The organism is Empedobacter sp. UBA7248, assembly GCF_002472945.1.
Lineage (GTDB): Bacteria > Bacteroidota > Bacteroidia > Flavobacteriales > Weeksellaceae > Empedobacter > Empedobacter falsenii_C.
The window spans coordinates 62,639-80,278 of sequence record NZ_DKSU01000012.1; the positions used below are offsets into that span (position 1 = coordinate 62,639).

Sequence of the window (17,640 nt, forward strand, 5' to 3'; positions counted from 1 at the left end):
TATTATAATTGACTAAACTTCTTATAATTCTCCTCATTTTCGAAATAATCAACATTTCCTTGTTGATCTTTCAAAACGATATACGCATCCGCTTTATCGATTTCCTTTCCTGTAAAAGGATCTTTCGCTATACGCGCAGTTTCATCATTCGGAATTCTTTCTACACACATATTGCAACATCCATAATACGTTTTTCCGTCATAAGGAACTTCAAACTGATCTTTGCCCATATACGCATTGTTCACCATACAAACTTGCTTATTCGGAACTTTATCTCCAACATTGTAAGCCATTGTTTGCGAAGGTTGCATCATATCTGACATCTGTTCTTCTTGAGCAGTAACTGTTGGTTCTTCTGTTTTATTTTGACAAGATGTTAATGCAAAAACACTTAATATTAAAACACCTAAAACTATCTTAAAATTCTTCATTTTCATTCAATTTTTTAATTACTATTTCAATGTTTCAACTGTGCTTCCGCATGTCAACATCATATTTCCGTAGAAAGGATTTTTAATAGCCGAATCTTTGCTCAACCAATTCGAACCGCCATTAAACATAGGACAATTTTGATAATAAACCGTGTAACCAAGATTTGCTTTTTGAGCTAATTTGTACATTGATTGTGATAATTTTGCAAAAGTTGAACGTTGTTTATCAATATTTTTTTCTTGAACTAATTGTTTCGAAGTTGCTTCTAAATCATTCAAAACTTCCATCCAAACCATATGCGATTCATGTGAAAATTTACCCATTTCTACAATAGAAATTGATTGAGAAAATACTGTAATTTGTTTTGAAATTTCACTTTCATTTGCTTTTACAAAAGCATCTTTCAACGAAAAGTAAGTATCAAAAACTTGTGACAATTGATTTTTTTGTTGAGAAGCTTCAGTTTGATTATGAGTAGGATGATCCATTTCTTGATGGTTCATCAACATTTTTTTATCCCGAGAATATTGACAATCTTTTTCCAATTTTGCATAAGCTTCATCAGGCGCCATATACTCTGAGTTATCAAAACCTGCTAGCGCAATATTTTTCAAGATTTCGTTCGAATTTGTTTTTGCTTTATTATATGAAATCGAAGCTGTTTGAGTCGTTGTGTCAAAATCTACTTTCGAAATTCGAGGTTGATTTCCTGCTTTTTCAATTAATTCTTTTGCATTTGCACAACTTCCTTTCACTTGAAATTGTTTGGTTTCTTGATTTTTAAATTGTGCATTTGCAGCAAAAGCAAGAAAACTTCCGATGATTAAAAAACTATACTTTTTCATGATTTTTAATTTAGATTTTATCAATTGGTCGACGCGTATGTTTGCTCAATTGCTTGAAAACAGACGGCGTCAAACCAGTTACTTTTTTGAATTGTGCACTAAGATGTGCCACACTCGAATAATTCAATTGAAACGCAATTTCACTCAACGATAATTCATCATAAATCATTAATTCTTTGACTTTTTCTATCTTTTGTTGAATAAAATATTTCTCAATTGTTTGCCCTTCCATTTCCGAAAAAAGATTCGAAATATATTTATAATCTAACTTCGTTTGTTCGCTCAAATAATCAGACAAATTGACTTTCAGTTCGTTATTTTCTTGATGAACCAATTGAATAATCAATGTTTTGATTTGTTCAATCAACTTGCTACGTTTATCATCGATTAATTCAAAACCAACTTCTTCCAATTCATTTCGAACCAATTCTAATTGATCAGAATTTATCGGATTTTTCAATTCAACTTCTCCCAATTCGATATGATTTGTTTCGATATTATTCATCTTCAAAATTCGTCCAACCACTACTTTACAGCGATGACAAACCATATTTTTTATAAATAATTTACTTGTATTGTCCATAATATATTCTTCGAAATTGAGCGATTTAATTCACTTAAATTTACAAAATCTTATGTTACAAATTTCGTACAACTTCATTTCAAAAGATTATACAATTTGCGAGATGATGTATATAATTTTCAGATTAATCATTTTTCATTAACCTATTCTTGATAAATGAATTACCAAAATCATCTGTTTTTTGAATATATTTGATAATAATAAAATCACTTAAAATGAAAGCTACCAAAACTCTAATATTTATTCTTACAATAAGTTTATGTTCTATTTTTTCATGTTCAAAAAAAGAAGAAATTACAAATACGAATAAACAAGTCAAAAATGAAATAGATCATAATTCTGATTCATTTAATATAGAAAACATTCCAGTTTCTAATGTAAACTTCAGTGAATTTGGAGAATTTCCACATATTGGAATTCCTGAAAATGTGAAATTTACTAACTCTCCATTAGAAAATGAAACTGGTGAAATCTATTTCCCTATTGGTAAGAAAAATGATTTTGTCAAATTAACTGGTAAAACTTTTAAAGCATTTTTAAGCAAAAAAGATAATGATACAAAAGATTGGTCTGTTGAAGAAATTACTCAAAACTTTGATGATAATATAAAAAAACTTGATGGTGTTTTAATTTTTAATGGAAAGTTGACAAATGAACAAACTGACTATCTTAACAATAATGATAAAACTTTAGGCGAAGAAGGTTCTATTGATTATTGGAACGAACCTGTAAGAGTTTATGCCATTAGAAGTGCGAAAGGAGATAATATTTACGTTCAATTATCTCTTAATTCGGCTAGTGGTGCCATTCAAATATTACAAGAAAAATCAAAAAATAAATAAATGCCTCAAAAAGAACTAACTCCATCAGAACAAAATAACTGCATTCAAATTTTGAAAGAGCGTTTTGAGAAAAATATGCACAGACATCAAGATTTTGATTGGCTAAAAATTGAAGAGAAAATCATTAATCAACCTGAAAAAAATTGGTCTTTACATCAAATGGAAATTACCGGAGGAGAACCTGATGTTATTTTTTATGATGATAAAACAGACGAGTATTATATTGTAGATTGTTCGGCAGAAAGTCCGAAAGAGCGTAGAAGTTTGGCGTATGATTACGAAGGACAAACGTCTCGCAAAGAACATCAACCAAAAAATAATGCGATTGATGTTGCAAAAAATATGAAAATTGAATTATTGACCGAAGAAGAATATCGTTTGTTGCAAACTGTAGAAATTGTCGATCAAAAAACGTCAAGTTGGTTAAAAACTCCTGAAAAAATTAGAGAATTAGGCGGTGCTATATTTGGCGATTATCGTTACGGAACTGTTTTTATTTATCACAACGGCGCACAATCTTATTATGCAGCTCGTGGTTTTAGAGGAATTTTAAAAGTTTAGGTACTTTAATAATTATTGTTTACACTCCCCCTATCACCTTTCAAGAGAGGAAATATTCATTTATTTAAAACAAATCATCGTCATGTTGAACTCGTTTCAACATCACATTCTATTTTTTGTTAGCAACAAACCTTCAAATAAAATCATTATCAATTAATAAGTTATCTATAACCTTAATTTTTTATTTTAAATTATTCTAAATAAATATTGTCTAACTAAATCTTTTTCCTAATATTTGTATTTTAATTTAGACTTAATACAAATAATAATGAAAAAACTATTTATTTCTACTGCAATCTTAGCTCTATTAGCAAGCTGCACGAATAAAGAAGCAAAAAATGAATCGACTGAAGAAGTAAAAACAGAGAATACGATTTCGAACGAAAAAATTGTTTCTTTAAATGGAGCAATTACTGAAATTTTAGCTGATTTAGGAGAAGAAAATAACCTTGTTGGTGTTGACGTTACAAGTACTTACCCTGCATCTGTAAAGGAAAAAGCAACAGATTTGGGACATACTCGTTCTTTGTCAATCGAGGCTTTATTGGCTTTGAAACCAACAAAAGTATATGCAACGGATAAAGACTTGAATCCAGAACAAATTGCACAATTAAAAAATGCTGGAATCCAAACTGAAATTGTAAAACAAGATTATTCAGTTGAAGGAACGAAAGAGTTAGTAAAAACGGTTGCAACTTCTCAAAATAAACAAGATTTTGATGCTATTACTACTAAAATTGATACAGATTTAAAAGCTGTAAAACCTTTGGCTACAAAACCAAAAGTATTATTCATTTACGCTCGTGGAGCAGGAAACTTGATGGTTGCTGGAACAAACACACCAATGGAAAAAATTATTGGAATTGCTGGTGGACAAAATGCTATTACAGAATTTGAAGATTTCAAACCATTAACGCCAGAAGCGGTTGTAAAATCAAATCCTGATTATATTTTGATGTTTGACAAAGGCTTAGAAAGTATTGGTGGCGTTGACGGCGTACTAAAATTAGAAGGTGTAGCTTCTACAAATGCAGGAAAAAACAAAAAAATCATCGCGATGGATGGTCAATTGGTTTCTGGATTTGGACCACGTGTTGGACAAGCAGCAGCGCAATTAAATCAATTACTTCAAAAATAAAAAAGTCTAAAACAACATGTATCCGCAAATTAGAATACATCTTTCTTTATTAAGTTTAGGCATCTTTGGTCTTGCAATTCTTGCATTATTTCTGGGTGTTTATCAATTTAACGAATCCATCCTATCCATTATCAACAAAGCGATTACCAATAGAACTACCATCAACGACAGCGATTATTATGTGCTTTTCGATTTACGATTACCACGTATTATTATGTCTATTTTGGTTGGTGCTAGTTTGGCGGTTGCAGGAACTTGTCTACAAGGTATTTTCAAAAATCCATTGGCATCTCCAGACTTGATTGGGATAACATCAGGAAGTATTTTATTTGCTGCAATTACGATTGTTTTGGGAGGATATATCAAAGATTTTGTTCCAGAAATTATCCATTACTCATTGCTTAGTTTGATGGCATTTGTCGGCGCTATGTGTTCCACAGTTTTTGTGTATAAAATTTCTTCACATCATCAAAAAACAAATATCACCATTTTACTGTTAGCCGGAGTTGCCATTTCTGCTTTATGCGGATCTGCAACCGGATTGTTAACATATCTATCATCAGAAGAAGAATTACGCAATCTAACATTTTGGACATTAGGTAGCATTGCAAGTGCCAACTGGGACAAAATCTTAATTTTAACAATCGTGGTTAGTGTAAGTTTTTACTTTTTAATTGGAAAAGGAAAAATACTAAACGCGATGATGTTGGGCGAAAAAGATGCTGAACATTTGGGAATTAATGTCGAAAAAACGAAAAGACAAATCATTGTTTTTTCAGCTTTATTAGTCGGAACAATTGTTTCTTTTACAGGAACAATCGGATTTGTAGGATTAATCGTTCCGTATATTTTACGATTAGTCTTCAAATCAAATTATGTGATCATTCTTCCATTATCTGCATTTTTAGGCGCAATTTTAGTCATTGTAGCAGATACAATCAGTCGAACATTGGTTGCTCCATCCGAAATTCCAATCGGAATTTTAACTTCGTTAATGGGCGCGCCAGTTTTTATTTCAATTTTAATGAATTATAAAAAATCACTGTAATGTTAGCGGTAGAAAATATTAATTATCAACACAAATCATTTAAGATTTTAGATACGATTTCGTTTGATGCAAAAGCAGGAAAAATGATTGCTATCGTTGGACCAAACGGTGCAGGAAAATCTTCTTTATTGAGCTATATCGCGAATGAAATTGAACCAAATGCTAACCTAATTCGACTAAAAGATATTGCCTTAAAAAATTGGAAAAAAGAAGATTTACCGCAACATAAAGCAAAATTTTCTCAACATCAACCAACTGATATTCCACTAACAGTGAAGGAAGTTGTGCTGATGGGACGTTATCCATATTTTCAAAATTCACCTCAACAACAAGACATCGATGCGGTTGATTATTGGATGACCAAAACCGATATCAATCATTTAAAAGACAGGGATTACATTCATCTTTCTGGTGGCGAAAAACAGCGTGTACATTTGGCGCGCGTTTTTGTGCAATTAGAGAATGAAGTCAATCAAAAACTACTATTATTAGACGAACCTTTGAATAATTTGGACGTTTCTCATCAATTTAATTTGTTAGAAATTCTGAATGATTTTAAACAAAAAGGAAACTTAGTTATTTTGGTTATGCACGACCTTAATTTGGCTTCTCAGTTTGCTGATGAAGTGATCTTAATGAACAAAGGAAAAATTGTTTATCAAGACAGTCCAGAAAAGGTTTTCCGACCAGAAATCATTTCCAAAATTTACAGATTTCCTTGTACCATTTGTAAAAATCCAATCGACCAAAAACCACTTATTTTATTCGGTAAAAAAACAATTACAATGAACACACTTACAGATTTAAAACAACAATGGGAAGATTTGAAAGCAAATCAACCTAAAATTAGAATACGTAACGCAGCGAAGGAACTTGGCGTTAGCGAAATGGAACTTTTAGCAACGCAACTAGGCGATAATGTTACAAAATTAAAACCTGAATTTGCTGCGATTTTACAAGAAATAGAATCACTTGGAAAAGTGATGGCTTTGACGCGCAACAACGAATGTGTGCACGAACGCAAAGGTATTTATCTGAACCCTGATTTTTCTTCGCCTCACGCACAACTTTTTGTTGGGGAAGATATTGATATGCGAATTTTCTTGAATCATTGGAAAACAGCTTTTGCAGTTGTAGAAAAATCTGAACATGGAGAACGCAAAAGTTTACAATTTTTCGGGAAAGATGGCGAAGCTATTCACAAAATATATTTGGTTCCGCAAAGTAATGTAGAAGCGTTTGATGCATTGGTTGAGAAATACAAAGACGAAGATCAACAAACAATCCCTGCAACAGAAATCATCGAAAATAATGTTACAGAAAAACCTGATAACGAAATTGATATTGAAGGTTTTCAACAAGCTTGGGTTGAGTTGAAAGACACGCACAATTTCTTTATGATGTTGCGCAAATTCGGCGTTACACGTACGCAAGCGTTGCGTTTGGCTCCGACGGATTATCATGCAAAACAAATTTCGAATGAAGCAATTGTTCAGTTTTTAGAAAAATCTGCCGAAACGCAAACGCCAATTATGGTTTTCACAGGAAACAAAGGAAATATTCAGATTCATACTGGTGAAATTAAACGTACGATGTGGCACGAAAACTGGTTCAATATTTTGGATCCAGATTTTAATATGCACCTAGATATGTCAAAAATTGCCTCAACTTGGATTGTTAGAAAACCTACTGAAGATGGTATTGTAACAGCGATTGAAGTTTTTAACGACAAAGGCGAAATTATTGTTCAATTCTTTGGAAAAAGAAAACCAGGTATTCCTGAATTGGAGCAATGGCGCGAGATTGTTGCTGAATTGAATTAAGAAGAATCTTACTAAATTTTATATTTCACACTAAATTTTACCCGATTAATAGAAAATGTTAATCGGGTTTTTATTGTACTATAATTTAGTCTTTCATCAAGAGTTTTATATATTTGATTATGCTAACGACAAAAGAAAAAATAAAATTCATTTTCAAACCTTATATATTAAGTATGTTGATTTTTTCAGTAGGATTTACACTATTTTTTACTCTTCTGAAAACCATCTTTCTTGATCATATTGATCTATTTATTGTAGATTTTATTGTTCCTGTTATATTTGGACTCATATATGTTTTTGTCTATTTATTCAAGTTTCCTTTTCAAAACTTAATGTTTGATAATAAATTAAATTTTACACGTTTAGTTTTATTTTGTACAATAACACCTTTATTTATACTTCAACTTACCATCTCAAAATATTTACTGAATGAAGAGTTGATAGAACCATTCATAACATTTATATTTTCAGAAATATTTACTCTTTTTGTATTTTTGATTAGCCTAAAATTCGCGAAAGTAAAATCTAATAAACAACTTTATAATTCTTTCTAACTTATCAATTTTTAAAGCATTATAAAATCACATAATAAAAAAAGGTCGTCTTTCCAGACGACCTCACACAAAGAGACAAATAAAGTACTCAAAACTTTATTTCAAAACTATTTTTTTCGTTTCAACTTTATCGGCAGATTGTACTTTTACGATGTAAACTCCAGCCGAAAGTTTACTTAATTGTATTGTTTTATTTGTAAATGATGACGTTGGTTGATAGCTTTCTTGATGCACCAATTGTCCATTTATCGCATAAATTTGAATATTTAATGGAGATGATTTCGCTTCTTGCGAATTGTACACCAAACCAATTGTTTTAGGTTGAGAAGTGGTATAAATTTCAAACTTCGTTTTGGCTAATTCTGTTGTTCCTAAATTAGTTGTTACATTTTCGTAATCGAATGTTATTTTTCCTGTAGAAGTTCCTTCAAAAGTTTTGAAAACTAATTTATAAATCTGATTCGTAGATGTATTTTTGATAAAATGATTCGTTGGATTCACTACATAAGACCAACCCGATAAGGTTTTCCAATTATATCCAACTGCATTAATATCTGCTACATAAGCCGTATCATCAGTAGGATTTCCAGATTCTGTTTTCGCTACTTTGATCAAATCACTTTGCAAAACTCCCGTTACCGTATACATCACAACATCACCTTCATTCGTCGTAAGTGGTGTAACATATTTTGTAAATTTCAAATCCCATTTACTTTGGTCTGGCTCTGGTGTAACTGCTTTATCAGTCAATAAACTATAATAATTGAACAAATTAGTTGGATTGGTTTTATGTGCAAGATTTACTTTTGTATCAGCAGACCAAGTTCCATTTGTCAATTTAGAATACGTAAAATTATATTCGCCTAAAGGAGCTGCAAAATTATCTATTTTCAATTTTACATATTCTCCTGTTGCATATTTCAAGACAAAAATGATTGAACCATTTACGTAATGATTTGCAATACTATAATTACCCCAACCATATGTCGCAGAACCATTATTGAAAGCGCCTTTTTGCCAATCAGTATCCGAATTATACAAAGCAGTCCAAGTAGATAAATTTGCTACATCAATTGCATTCCATTTCGACAAATCATTTGATGCTTCGTACACCTGAATTCCTGCACCATCATTCACTCGAATTCCTGTTGACATATTCGATTTTCGATAAAATGAAATATCCCAATCGTTTCTATTTACAGAATTCGTCGATTGATCTGCCAATCCGTAATAAACATCATTTGCATAAGCTGCACCCATTGTGACTTCACCTTTTATTGTTTGTGCATTTATTGCAACAGATGTTAGAATGATTGTTGCTAAAAGTGTAAATTTGTTTTTCATGATATAATAATTTTTTAATTGTTATTCAGAATTAGAACAGTCAATCCGAGAGATTACACTCTGACCCGTATGACTCGGATTGACGCATTCTAACCACTAATAATGAGTATGTTTATGATAAATTTATTTGATAAGTTTATATTCAAATTTTGGATAACCTCTCACGCCAGAAGCATTCAGAAAAGCTAACATTTTAATTTTGTAATAATTATTTTCTGCATCTTTGATGATATAAAATCGATCCGAAAATAATTTTTGAGGAGCAGTAACTTGTCGCCAAGAATCACCAATTGCACGCTGATCGTCTAAAAATTTTGTTTCATCAATCATCGTTTCATTAAATTTTTCGTAGGTAATTTCATTGGTTACATCCACACGATAGGCTTTTGCACCTGCTTTCAAATTATTGACTACGTAATCCGAATATCCATAAGAACCATTTCCTGTAATAAGATTAGTGAAAACTGTAAAATTCAAATCCCATTCTAATTTTGGAGGTTCAACATCTACAATATCATTCGTCGTAAAACTGAAGTGAACAAAAATATGCGATGACGTTTTTGCTATAACTTTTTCTTTGTAAGTCGTATCATCTAAATCGGCATATTGCATCACATATTGCTCATCTTTTTTGATGAATTTCACTTTTTTCCAACCGCGTGAATTTCCAGCAACAGCCGCAGAACCAACCGCAGGCGTTGATGTTCCGACTTCGTAACCCAAATTCAGTAAATAAACTGGGTTATCTGATTCTTTAATTTCCGCAATCGCTGTTTTCAAAATATCTCCAGCAGGATCGTCAACATATTCTTTATTAGAATCTGTAAATGTTCCTACCGCAACTTCATTGATTAATTTCCCAACCGATGCTTTTGTTACTTTTGACAAATCGGTTTCGTCCAACGCTTTTACCGCCATATAAATAGAAGTATTTAACATCACACGGAAATTTGTTCCATTGTAAAAACCTAAATCCCAAGAATCTCTTTTTACCTTTGTTTGCGTTCCTTTACTTAAGTCAACATAAACCTGATATTGCTGATTTGGTCCGTCAATTTCCACATCCATTGTTCCGCCAATCGAATTTTCGAAAGAGATTTTTGTTGACGAATATCCTTGAATAATCGCTGATGGATAATCAATTTTTGTAATTTCAAACTGAATTGTTTTATCAGAACGATCAAATGGATAAATCAAATTCTTGAACGTAAAACTTGTCGACGTTTCACCTTTTTTGATTGGAATAATAATTTCTTGATTTGTAACTGCAACAGAAGTTGAATAATCGACATTATAAGTTGCTTTATCTTCGGTTACTTTGATATGAATTTCACCATCTTGTTCTGCAACTTTAGAATAAATTAAATTTATTGTTTTTTCATTATCAATCTTACTAAAATCGATACTTGCATCTTTAAAAGCAACAACAAAATCTTGTCCAATTGGATTGTTTTCATCATTACATGACCACAAAAAAGAAAGACTAAACAATAAGGTATATATAAATATTTTTTTCATGATTTTTTTGATTAATTAATTCCTAAATTGAACGTAAGTTTAGCAAAATACGAACGTCCATATCCATACAAAATACTCGTAGAACCTTGGCTGTGCGCCCCATCATTTCCAGATGAACTGTTCAAATATTTCACATCAAAAAGATTTCTCGCACCAATTGTTAAGTCAAGTTTTTTGTTCCAAAAACTTTGTTTAATCGACGCATCCATCCAGTTAAAAGCTTCTTGTTTGCCTTTTACTAAAATTTGTTCACTTGTATTTGACGGATTATTTTTCAAGACAAATTGCTCTTGAGCTCCATTGTATTTATAGAAAAGTGAGAAAATTGTATTGGTTTTTGGCAAAGTGTACGAAACATTTGCATTGATTTGCGTTGAATAGAAATATTTATTTTTAACTGAATTAGCAGCAACTGCTTCATCAATATCTTGCTTGATTCCTGTCAACGTAAAACCAATTCCACCCATAAATTGATGAACTTTGAATTGATTCAAATACGTAAAACCTTGCACATCATAATTATCAATATTACGATATTGATATTTCAGTGGAGACTCTTCAACAACAATCAAATCAATCTTATCTTTCAGATTAATTTTCCACAACGAAACTTTTTGCTCCAACGAATTATTTTTTCCGATATTCCAATTCTTTTTTAAATGAACAAAAGCAGAAACTCCTTTTTCTGGATTCAGATTTTCGTTTCCTTGCACATTATGATTGACGTCTACGAAATACGAATACATTTCCTCATAATTTGGCAAACGTGGCGAAGTACCAACAATCGCGCGCAATTCCCACTGTTTTCCAAATAGATATTTCGCACTCAAACTCATCACATATTGCGTTTCAAATTGCTCAGAAAACATCACGCGAGCACCTGGACGAAACGAAAGTTTATCATTTAGATTAATTTCAGAAGAAGCAAAAAAATCATACGTTCCTAATTTTCTTTCTATCGGTTTTTGAAAAAATTCTCCTGCCGAAGTTGAAGCAAAACCTTTTGTTTGATCGATTTCATAACCAAATTGAAAATCGAAATAATCATTTTTATTGATAAAATTGCTGAACATTCCTTTCGAATAATACACCTTTCGACTTTCATATTCGAACTTGTTTACATCATATTCAACACCTTCAAGAATTTCATAATTATATGATTTCAATTTTCTTTTTTGTTCTTGATACGAAAAAGAAACATCATAGTTAATCGCTTTCCTAAATCGTCCTGAAGCATTTAAGTGATTGTAAATACGATCTGTCGTATACACTCTATCTTTCCCAAAATAATCAACCGTCGCAGTTGGCGCATTCGTTGAAGCAATTGGATTGGGATCGTAATACTTGGTCTCTTCGTTGAAATATTCGAATTTATAAAACAAACGATAATTGTCTTTTTTATATTGAACAAATGCTTTTGCTGCATTTTGCTCTTTTGGCAACCATTCGTATCCTCTCAATCCATCATTATTAGGATAATTCTTTCCTTTTTTATCATCAAAAAATCCTTGAAAATCATTACGTGAAAAACTTAAATTAGCGTAGATTTTGTCTGAAAATTTATGCCCGATTTTCAAGGATTGTATATGTCTTCCTTTATTTTTCCAATTGTATTCGTCGCCAATTGTTTCCTCTTGCAAAGTCGCAGAAATATCAAATTTATTCTTCCCTCCTTTTTTAGTAATAATATTGATTACTCCCGCAATAGAATTAGCTCCATATTCAACTCCCATCGCACCTTCTACGATTTCTATTTGCTGAATATCATCTAAATTAATTTGCGTTAAATCGGTATTATTTCCTAAACCTTCGTCGTTAACTAATGGAATATTATCCACCAAAATTTTGAAATATTGCGCATCCAAACCAAACATTTGCACCGTCGATTTTCCTGTAGAAGAACTCGGAATAATATTCATATTCAATGTTTGATTTAAAACATCTGCCAATGTATTTCCTGCTTGTCGCTCGATCATTTCTTGCGAAATCACTTTTACTTCGTAAATAGATTTCCTGACCGATTGTGCATTATATTGCCCAGAAATAACGGTTTGTTCCAAATTAATCGTCGAATCTTTTGGAAACGAATTAATTTCTTGAGCCTGTAGAGTTAGTGTTGTAAGTAAGCTTAGTAGAAAAAAGCGCCTCTTCATTTGTTCTTAATTTTATTATTTAGAATTAGTCTAATAATTAATAAGGCAAATGTAAACGAATTTTTTAATTTATTTTTATTTATTCTAAATTAATTTATTGAATACTGATAAAAATCGAGTTTCATCTTCTAATCCTGATAAAAGAATGAGATGTTAAAACATTATAAATCAACTTAATTTGTTGAAAATTAAATTAAGGAAAGTAAAAATTGAAGGAAATTAAAACGAATTATTTTCGTTTAGGTTTTGTTTTTGTAACAGCAAAATAAGACGCTGTAAAAGCAGACAAACTTTTGTAACCGACTTTATAAGCTATTTCGCTCAATGTAAAATTGTTGGTATCTATTAATTCGATACTCTTTAAAATTCGGACAAGTTGCATGTATTTCTGAAGTGTAATTCCTGTTTCTTGTTTGAAAATTCGTTGCAAATTTCGAGCAGACATATTCGCTTTATCTGCCAATTCATTCAAATTAAAATTTGTCGAATAATGAAAATGAATATACTCACTCACCGGAATTAAACGTGTATCAACAAGAACTGGCAATTCTAGATTATGGTTTTCATCACAAAAATGAGGCAAACTATACAACATCGAATTTAAGAAAATCATTTGCTCCTTCTCTTCTACCAAAAATTTATTCCATTTTGAGGCATATAACATCATTTCCTTTAGAATTGGCGGTGCTACAAAAACATGAATATTATTGTAAAAATCTTCCTTAAAAGTTTCTTTAAACAAAATCAACATTGGATTGACGGTTTTCGCCTCAGAAGTCGTACGATGTAACTTATTTGCAGGAATCCAAATAACATGATTTTGAGGGACTAAATAAATCTTTTGTTCGATATGAAAATATTGGTAACCTTCTTCAACATAATTCAATTGGAAATAATCATGCGAATGAACCTCATCCGTATTTTTGCGGTTCTTCTCGTACCAAACATAAGTATTGGTTGTCATATGATCCGAATATTCTCCAATAAGCTGTTTCATAAATGAATTAATTTTTCCTTTTGTACATTTAATAAAACCGTCAGTTCTAGTGAAATTCTGCAAGAATTTTGTATCAAGATTAAGGTTTTAGAAGATAAAAATTCATCTTAATTCTCGATACAATTTTTATTCATTTCATTTCTAAAAATCACTCGAACTGACGAATTTTAATTCAAGATATACAAAATGTTAATTTTATTTGTCGTTTTAAATATAATATATGGCAAAATTAATAAAAACGACATGATTAATTTTGTAACCGAATTAGAAATATCAAGTCAATGGAAAAAAATAAAAATATTTGGATTGGAATTGCAGTTGTCATTTTAGTTTCAACTAACCTAAGAGCGCCAATTACTGCTGTTAGTCCAATTTTAGATGAAATGAAATCTGTCTTAAAAATAGACAATTTTCAGGCAAGTTTATTGACTTCAATTCCACTTTTCGTATTTGCATTTTGTTCAATTTTAGTGAGTAAAGCCACTGCAAAAATTAATATTCGACATGGATTAATTTATTCCTTAATCATTCTAATTATCGGGATTTACGTCCGTATTTACGGCAATATTTCGATGTTATATATCGGCTCCTTATTAATTGGATTAGGAATTTGTATTGGAAATGTTTTGACACCAGCGTATATAAAAAATACGTTTCCAACAAAAATTGGAATTATGACGGGTATTTTTTCGGTTTCGATGAGTTTAATCGCTGCATTAGCTTCTGGATTGAGTATTGCAATTGGAAATTGGACAAATTTAGGTTGGAAAGGTTCTCTTGGAGTTTGGATTGTAGCTGCTATAGCTGCACTTATAATTGTCTGTATTGATTCTTTTAAAAATAAAACAACAACTCAACAAAAAACTGTTCAATCAGAAGATGTAAAATTCAATATTTTCAAATCGAAACAAGCATGGAACATCAGTATTTTTATGGGATTACAATCGTTGATTTATTATTGTTTGGTTGCATTATTACCTACATTACTAATAGATTTTGGCATGACAAAAACCAATGCAGGTTGGGTATTTTCGGTTTTACAACTTGCCATGTTACCCGCCATGTTAGTTAGTCCAGTTTTAGCTTCGCGCATGAAAAATCCAAAAATTATGATTTACATAACTTCTGCTTTATATTTTATTGGAATCATAACATTGCTAATTTTCAAAGCGAAATTCAGTTATTTGAGTGCGATTTTAATTGGAATTGCAGGAGGATTTGCCTTTAGTCTTTCTATTTTATTCTTTTCATTAAGAACAAAAACAATGATTGGAACCATCAAAATTTCGGGAATGGCACAATCTGTTGGCTATTTAATTGCAGCATTTGGACCTCCTATTTTCGGAAAATTATATGATATCGATTCTACTTGGAGCTATTCATTATACTTTTTAATGTTCTGCATGATTATTCTAACATTTTTTGGAATAAAAGCTTCTCAACCTAAATTTGTGGAAGAAGATTAATTCGTAATTAAATAAAAAAGAATTGTTTTATTATTTTAATAAATTACTATCATTTATTGATATCAATAGTGTATATTAGTACGCAATTAAAACTCTTATTCTACATTACCTTAATCAAAACTTGTTAATTAGAATAATGAAACCTAAATCGAGTCTTTTAATTGCGCTTATTTTAGCAGCTCAGTTTGTATTTGTTAAGACAAATAATAGCACAACACAAAAGATAGACAGCTTACTACAACTTGCCAATCAACATGTTGTAGTAGACTACAATAAAATGCTTATTGAATCAAATAAAGCAATAATTTTAGCAGAAAAACAAAATAACATTCCTAAAAAAATTGAAGGATACAATTTAATTTCTAAAGCATTACTTGCTCTTAACCAATTAGACAAAGCATCATATTATATAGATAAAGCCTTAAAGGAGGATTATGTAAAAAATAATAATAAACAAAAAGTTCTTTTTCTATCTACACAAGCTACATATTATAGTAAATTGGGACTACCTAAATTTTATTTACAAAAGAATATTGAAGCTTTAGATTTAATTAAATCTAAAAATGATACAGAGTCAAAACTCATTAAAGCCAATATTTATATCAAATTTGCAGATTATTATTTTGAGAAACATGATATAAAATCATCATAGTCATCTTCATAATCAGAAAAATCATCATCATAGTCTTCATCCTCAGATGCATCGTTAAAACCATGATCATAACCCAATTGATAAATTTCTTCTAAGGTTGATTTTGCATTGTTTGAATTGTTTCGCGAATTGTGGTTGTTTGAATTACTCCTTTTCATATTTGTAGTTTTGTAATTTATTATATAAGTCGACTAGTATTTTTTATATAATAAATTGGATTGAACTTTAATTGAAATACTAATTAGATTTCTATTTGATGCTAAATTATTAAGAGATTCATAAGAGATTTATGAGTCAAGTCATAAACGTAAAAACGTTTAAATAAGTGATTTTATTTTTAATAAAAAAACACCTACAAATAATTGTAAGTGTTTTCAAGAATAAAACATAAATAAATGTGAGAATGTAAAAAGTGATTACATTTTTTTATTTAATTTTCGCCTTTACCCATTAAAAATCTGAGAACAAGCGTTATTAAAGCCATTAATAAAAGAAAATGAATAAATCCTCCATAAGTCAATCCCAAACCAAAATAACCTAACAGCCAAAGGATAATAAGAATTATAGCTATCAATACAAACGAATTTTTCATCTGTTTTAGAAATTAATTAAACCATTGTACAAACATTTCCACTCTGTTTTAGCAAATCCTAATATACCTCCAATCGCAATAAATAAATTACAAAAAAAATTAATAAAATTCGTTTAATTAAGATTAGGATGTTCGTTTCGTCCATATATTCCAACTTTAATTGAATTATTATTTTTACTTATACGAAATGTTGATGTTGCTTTTTCATTGTAAAAATGCACAATCATTTTATTTTTCTTACGAAAAGGTGATACAGATGGTGTACAAATAAACGATAAACTTGATTTTAAATTATCAATTGACTGATGTTCACATATAGAAATGATTTTTACCCAATCATAACCTTTTGCTCCAAAAGTACCAGGAACAGGTATATCAATACGAATATAATCACCTACCAAAGGCACTCTATCCACATGAAAACCTTCTTTATCATATAATCTAAAATCAGCAGAAAAATCGTTACAATAATACTTCCATAAATTAATAGATAAAAATCGACATCTTAAAATCTGATAACAATCGTCTATTAAACCATCACTATCAATATACCTCAAATTTTCAGTATCATGAAAACCACCACCTTTTTGTAATGGAATTTCTTCATAAGTTTTTGTTAGATGTCTTTTCATCTTTTTCATAATGTATGAATTAACATTAACTAAAGTAACTTCATCTATTACTTATATTTATGATTGAGATCATATTTTAGTTAAGAAAGTTTTAGATTATGTATTGTTTTTTAAGATTGAAAACAATATTACTTTAGAAAAAAGCACAAAAACTAACAGTTTCAATAGAATAAATTTGTTTTAAAAAAACATTTAGAAATTGTTTCATTTAAAATTCCAAATTGTTTTATTAGATCTATAAGAAAAATTAACTATTTATATGAAAAAAGTTAGCAAATATTAATATTTTATGTTAATTTATTTACAAAAACCACTACACCAATACTACACCTCACTATTCCACAACCCTTATAAATACAGGATTCATTACTTTCTGTATCGGCAAATAAGTCTTAAAAATTATGTTACATAGAAAAAGGTTCTCAATTTTTTAATTGAAAACCTTTTTCATTTTTGGTTT

At 30.2% G+C, this 17,640-nt stretch carries 17 protein-coding genes and 1 pseudogene; 8 read left to right on the forward strand and 10 right to left on the reverse strand.

Annotated elements, in window-relative coordinates; all coding sequences use genetic code 11:
• Positions 1 to 2: 2 nt before the first annotated feature.
• Genes B4A23_RS12135 through B4A23_RS12145 form a run of 3 tightly spaced genes read right to left on the reverse strand, consistent with a single transcriptional unit; the run spans position 3 to position 1,860 of the window.
• Positions 3 to 431 (reverse strand): hypothetical protein, encoded by a 429-nt coding sequence (locus tag B4A23_RS12135; protein ID WP_291120395.1) that lies wholly within the window; start codon positions 429 to 431, stop codon positions 3 to 5.
• 21 nt (positions 432 to 452) lie between these two features.
• A complete protein-coding gene (locus B4A23_RS12140; protein ID WP_291120398.1) occupies positions 453 to 1,277 on the reverse strand; it encodes a DUF3347 domain-containing protein in 825 nt (274 codons plus the stop codon).
• A gap of 10 nt (positions 1,278 to 1,287) precedes the next feature.
• On the reverse strand, positions 1,288 to 1,860 hold the full coding sequence (locus tag B4A23_RS12145; RefSeq protein WP_291120402.1) for a helix-turn-helix domain-containing protein: 573 nt from the start codon (positions 1,858 to 1,860) through the stop codon (positions 1,288 to 1,290).
• A 215-nt stretch (positions 1,861 to 2,075) separates the two neighbouring features.
• Between B4A23_RS12145 and B4A23_RS12150 the strand changes: the two genes are divergently transcribed.
• The 6 genes and pseudogenes from B4A23_RS12150 to B4A23_RS12175 all read left to right on the forward strand — a co-directional run bounded on the left by B4A23_RS12150 (position 2,076) and on the right by B4A23_RS12175 (position 7,272).
• Positions 2,076 to 2,702, forward strand: a complete 627-nt coding sequence (locus B4A23_RS12150) for a hypothetical protein (RefSeq protein WP_291120405.1) — start codon at positions 2,076 to 2,078, stop codon at positions 2,700 to 2,702.
• On the forward strand, positions 2,703 to 3,263 hold the full coding sequence (locus tag B4A23_RS12155; protein WP_291120408.1) for a DUF4256 domain-containing protein: 561 nt from the start codon (positions 2,703 to 2,705) through the stop codon (positions 3,261 to 3,263).
• A 268-nt stretch (positions 3,264 to 3,531) separates the two neighbouring features.
• The gene (locus tag B4A23_RS12160; RefSeq protein WP_291120411.1) at positions 3,532 to 4,401 is read left to right on the forward strand and encodes a heme/hemin ABC transporter substrate-binding protein; all 870 of its coding nucleotides are present in this window, start codon (positions 3,532 to 3,534) and stop codon (positions 4,399 to 4,401) included.
• A gap of 16 nt (positions 4,402 to 4,417) precedes the next feature.
• Complete coding sequence (locus B4A23_RS12165; RefSeq protein WP_291120413.1) at positions 4,418 to 5,449, forward strand: FecCD family ABC transporter permease; 1,032 nt, start codon at positions 4,418 to 4,420, stop codon at positions 5,447 to 5,449.
• Positions 5,449 to 6,153 (forward strand): annotated as a pseudogene (locus B4A23_RS12170) (heme ABC transporter ATP-binding protein); the annotation flags it as partial. The gene B4A23_RS12165 and the pseudogene B4A23_RS12170, both read left to right, overlap by 1 nt.
• Positions 6,154 to 6,234: 81 nt before the next feature.
• Positions 6,235 to 7,272 (forward strand): hemin-degrading factor, encoded by a 1,038-nt coding sequence (locus tag B4A23_RS12175; RefSeq protein WP_286502164.1) that lies wholly within the window; start codon positions 6,235 to 6,237, stop codon positions 7,270 to 7,272.
• Positions 7,273 to 7,922: 650 nt separating this feature from the next.
• Here the strand turns inward: B4A23_RS12175 and B4A23_RS12180 are convergent.
• From B4A23_RS12180 to B4A23_RS12195, 4 genes are all read right to left on the reverse strand, one after another.
• Complete coding sequence (locus B4A23_RS12180) at positions 7,923 to 9,170, reverse strand: T9SS type A sorting domain-containing protein (protein ID WP_291120416.1); 1,248 nt, start codon at positions 9,168 to 9,170, stop codon at positions 7,923 to 7,925.
• A 123-nt stretch (positions 9,171 to 9,293) separates the two neighbouring features.
• Positions 9,294 to 10,688 carry an HmuY family protein gene (locus tag B4A23_RS12185; RefSeq protein ID WP_291120419.1) on the reverse strand — a complete coding sequence of 465 codons (1,395 nt, stop codon included), beginning with the start codon at positions 10,686 to 10,688 and terminating at the stop codon, positions 9,294 to 9,296.
• Between the two features lie 11 nt (positions 10,689 to 10,699).
• The gene (locus tag B4A23_RS12190) at positions 10,700 to 12,841 is read right to left on the reverse strand and encodes a TonB-dependent receptor plug domain-containing protein (protein WP_291120421.1); all 2,142 of its coding nucleotides are present in this window, start codon (positions 12,839 to 12,841) and stop codon (positions 10,700 to 10,702) included.
• A 229-nt stretch (positions 12,842 to 13,070) separates the two neighbouring features.
• Complete coding sequence (locus tag B4A23_RS12195; protein WP_291120423.1) at positions 13,071 to 13,838, reverse strand: helix-turn-helix domain-containing protein; 768 nt, start codon at positions 13,836 to 13,838, stop codon at positions 13,071 to 13,073.
• 281 nt (positions 13,839 to 14,119) lie between these two features.
• Between B4A23_RS12195 and B4A23_RS12200 the strand changes: the two genes are divergently transcribed.
• On the forward strand, positions 14,120 to 15,304 hold the full coding sequence (locus tag B4A23_RS12200; protein WP_291120425.1) for a CynX/NimT family MFS transporter: 1,185 nt from the start codon (positions 14,120 to 14,122) through the stop codon (positions 15,302 to 15,304).
• Between the two features lie 136 nt (positions 15,305 to 15,440).
• Positions 15,441 to 15,956 carry a hypothetical protein gene (locus tag B4A23_RS12205; RefSeq protein ID WP_291120427.1) on the forward strand — a complete coding sequence of 172 codons (516 nt, stop codon included), beginning with the start codon at positions 15,441 to 15,443 and terminating at the stop codon, positions 15,954 to 15,956.
• Here the strand turns inward: B4A23_RS12205 and B4A23_RS12210 are convergent.
• The 3 genes from B4A23_RS12210 to B4A23_RS12215 all read right to left on the reverse strand — a co-directional run bounded on the left by B4A23_RS12210 (position 15,923) and on the right by B4A23_RS12215 (position 17,180).
• Positions 15,923 to 16,114, reverse strand: a complete 192-nt coding sequence (locus tag B4A23_RS12210; RefSeq protein WP_291120429.1) for a hypothetical protein — start codon at positions 16,112 to 16,114, stop codon at positions 15,923 to 15,925. The genes B4A23_RS12205 and B4A23_RS12210 overlap by 34 nt on opposite strands.
• 272 nt (positions 16,115 to 16,386) lie before the next feature.
• Positions 16,387 to 16,548: a lmo0937 family membrane protein gene (locus tag B4A23_RS16575; RefSeq protein ID WP_414647087.1), complete on the reverse strand. Its 162-nt coding sequence runs from the start codon at positions 16,546 to 16,548 to the stop codon at positions 16,387 to 16,389.
• Between the two features lie 113 nt (positions 16,549 to 16,661).
• Positions 16,662 to 17,180 (reverse strand): hypothetical protein, encoded by a 519-nt coding sequence (locus B4A23_RS12215; RefSeq protein ID WP_291120431.1) that lies wholly within the window; start codon positions 17,178 to 17,180, stop codon positions 16,662 to 16,664.
• Positions 17,181 to 17,640 lie beyond the last annotated feature (460 nt).

Excerpts from the sequence above, each read along its gene's own strand:
- B4A23_RS12135 (WP_291120395.1), bottom strand. The coding sequence starts at position 431 with ATGAAGAATTTTAAGATAGTTTTAGGTGTTTTAATATTAAGTGTTTTT.
- B4A23_RS12140 (WP_291120398.1), bottom strand. The coding sequence starts at position 1,277 with ATGAAAAAGTATAGTTTTTTAATCATCGGAAGTTTTCTTGCTTTTGCT.
- B4A23_RS12145 (WP_291120402.1), bottom strand. The coding sequence starts at position 1,860 with ATGGACAATACAAGTAAATTATTTATAAAAAATATGGTTTGTCATCGC.
- B4A23_RS12150 (WP_291120405.1), top strand. The coding sequence starts at position 2,076 with ATGAAAGCTACCAAAACTCTAATATTTATTCTTACAATAAGTTTATGT.
- B4A23_RS12155 (WP_291120408.1), top strand. The coding sequence starts at position 2,703 with ATGCCTCAAAAAGAACTAACTCCATCAGAACAAAATAACTGCATTCAA.
- B4A23_RS12160 (WP_291120411.1), top strand. The coding sequence starts at position 3,532 with ATGAAAAAACTATTTATTTCTACTGCAATCTTAGCTCTATTAGCAAGC.
- B4A23_RS12165 (WP_291120413.1), top strand. The coding sequence starts at position 4,418 with ATGTATCCGCAAATTAGAATACATCTTTCTTTATTAAGTTTAGGCATC.
- B4A23_RS12175 (WP_286502164.1), top strand. The coding sequence starts at position 6,235 with ATGAACACACTTACAGATTTAAAACAACAATGGGAAGATTTGAAAGCA.
- B4A23_RS12180 (WP_291120416.1), bottom strand. The coding sequence starts at position 9,170 with ATGAAAAACAAATTTACACTTTTAGCAACAATCATTCTAACATCTGTT.
- B4A23_RS12185 (WP_291120419.1), bottom strand. The coding sequence starts at position 10,688 with ATGAAAAAAATATTTATATATACCTTATTGTTTAGTCTTTCTTTTTTG.
- B4A23_RS12190 (WP_291120421.1), bottom strand. The coding sequence starts at position 12,841 with ATGAAGAGGCGCTTTTTTCTACTAAGCTTACTTACAACACTAACTCTA.
- B4A23_RS12195 (WP_291120423.1), bottom strand. The coding sequence starts at position 13,838 with ATGAAACAGCTTATTGGAGAATATTCGGATCATATGACAACCAATACT.
- B4A23_RS12200 (WP_291120425.1), top strand. The coding sequence starts at position 14,120 with ATGGAAAAAAATAAAAATATTTGGATTGGAATTGCAGTTGTCATTTTA.
- B4A23_RS12205 (WP_291120427.1), top strand. The coding sequence starts at position 15,441 with ATGAAACCTAAATCGAGTCTTTTAATTGCGCTTATTTTAGCAGCTCAG.
- B4A23_RS12210 (WP_291120429.1), bottom strand. The coding sequence starts at position 16,114 with ATGAAAAGGAGTAATTCAAACAACCACAATTCGCGAAACAATTCAAAC.
- B4A23_RS16575 (WP_414647087.1), bottom strand. The coding sequence starts at position 16,548 with ATGAAAAATTCGTTTGTATTGATAGCTATAATTCTTATTATCCTTTGG.
- B4A23_RS12215 (WP_291120431.1), bottom strand. The coding sequence starts at position 17,180 with ATGAAAAGACATCTAACAAAAACTTATGAAGAAATTCCATTACAAAAA.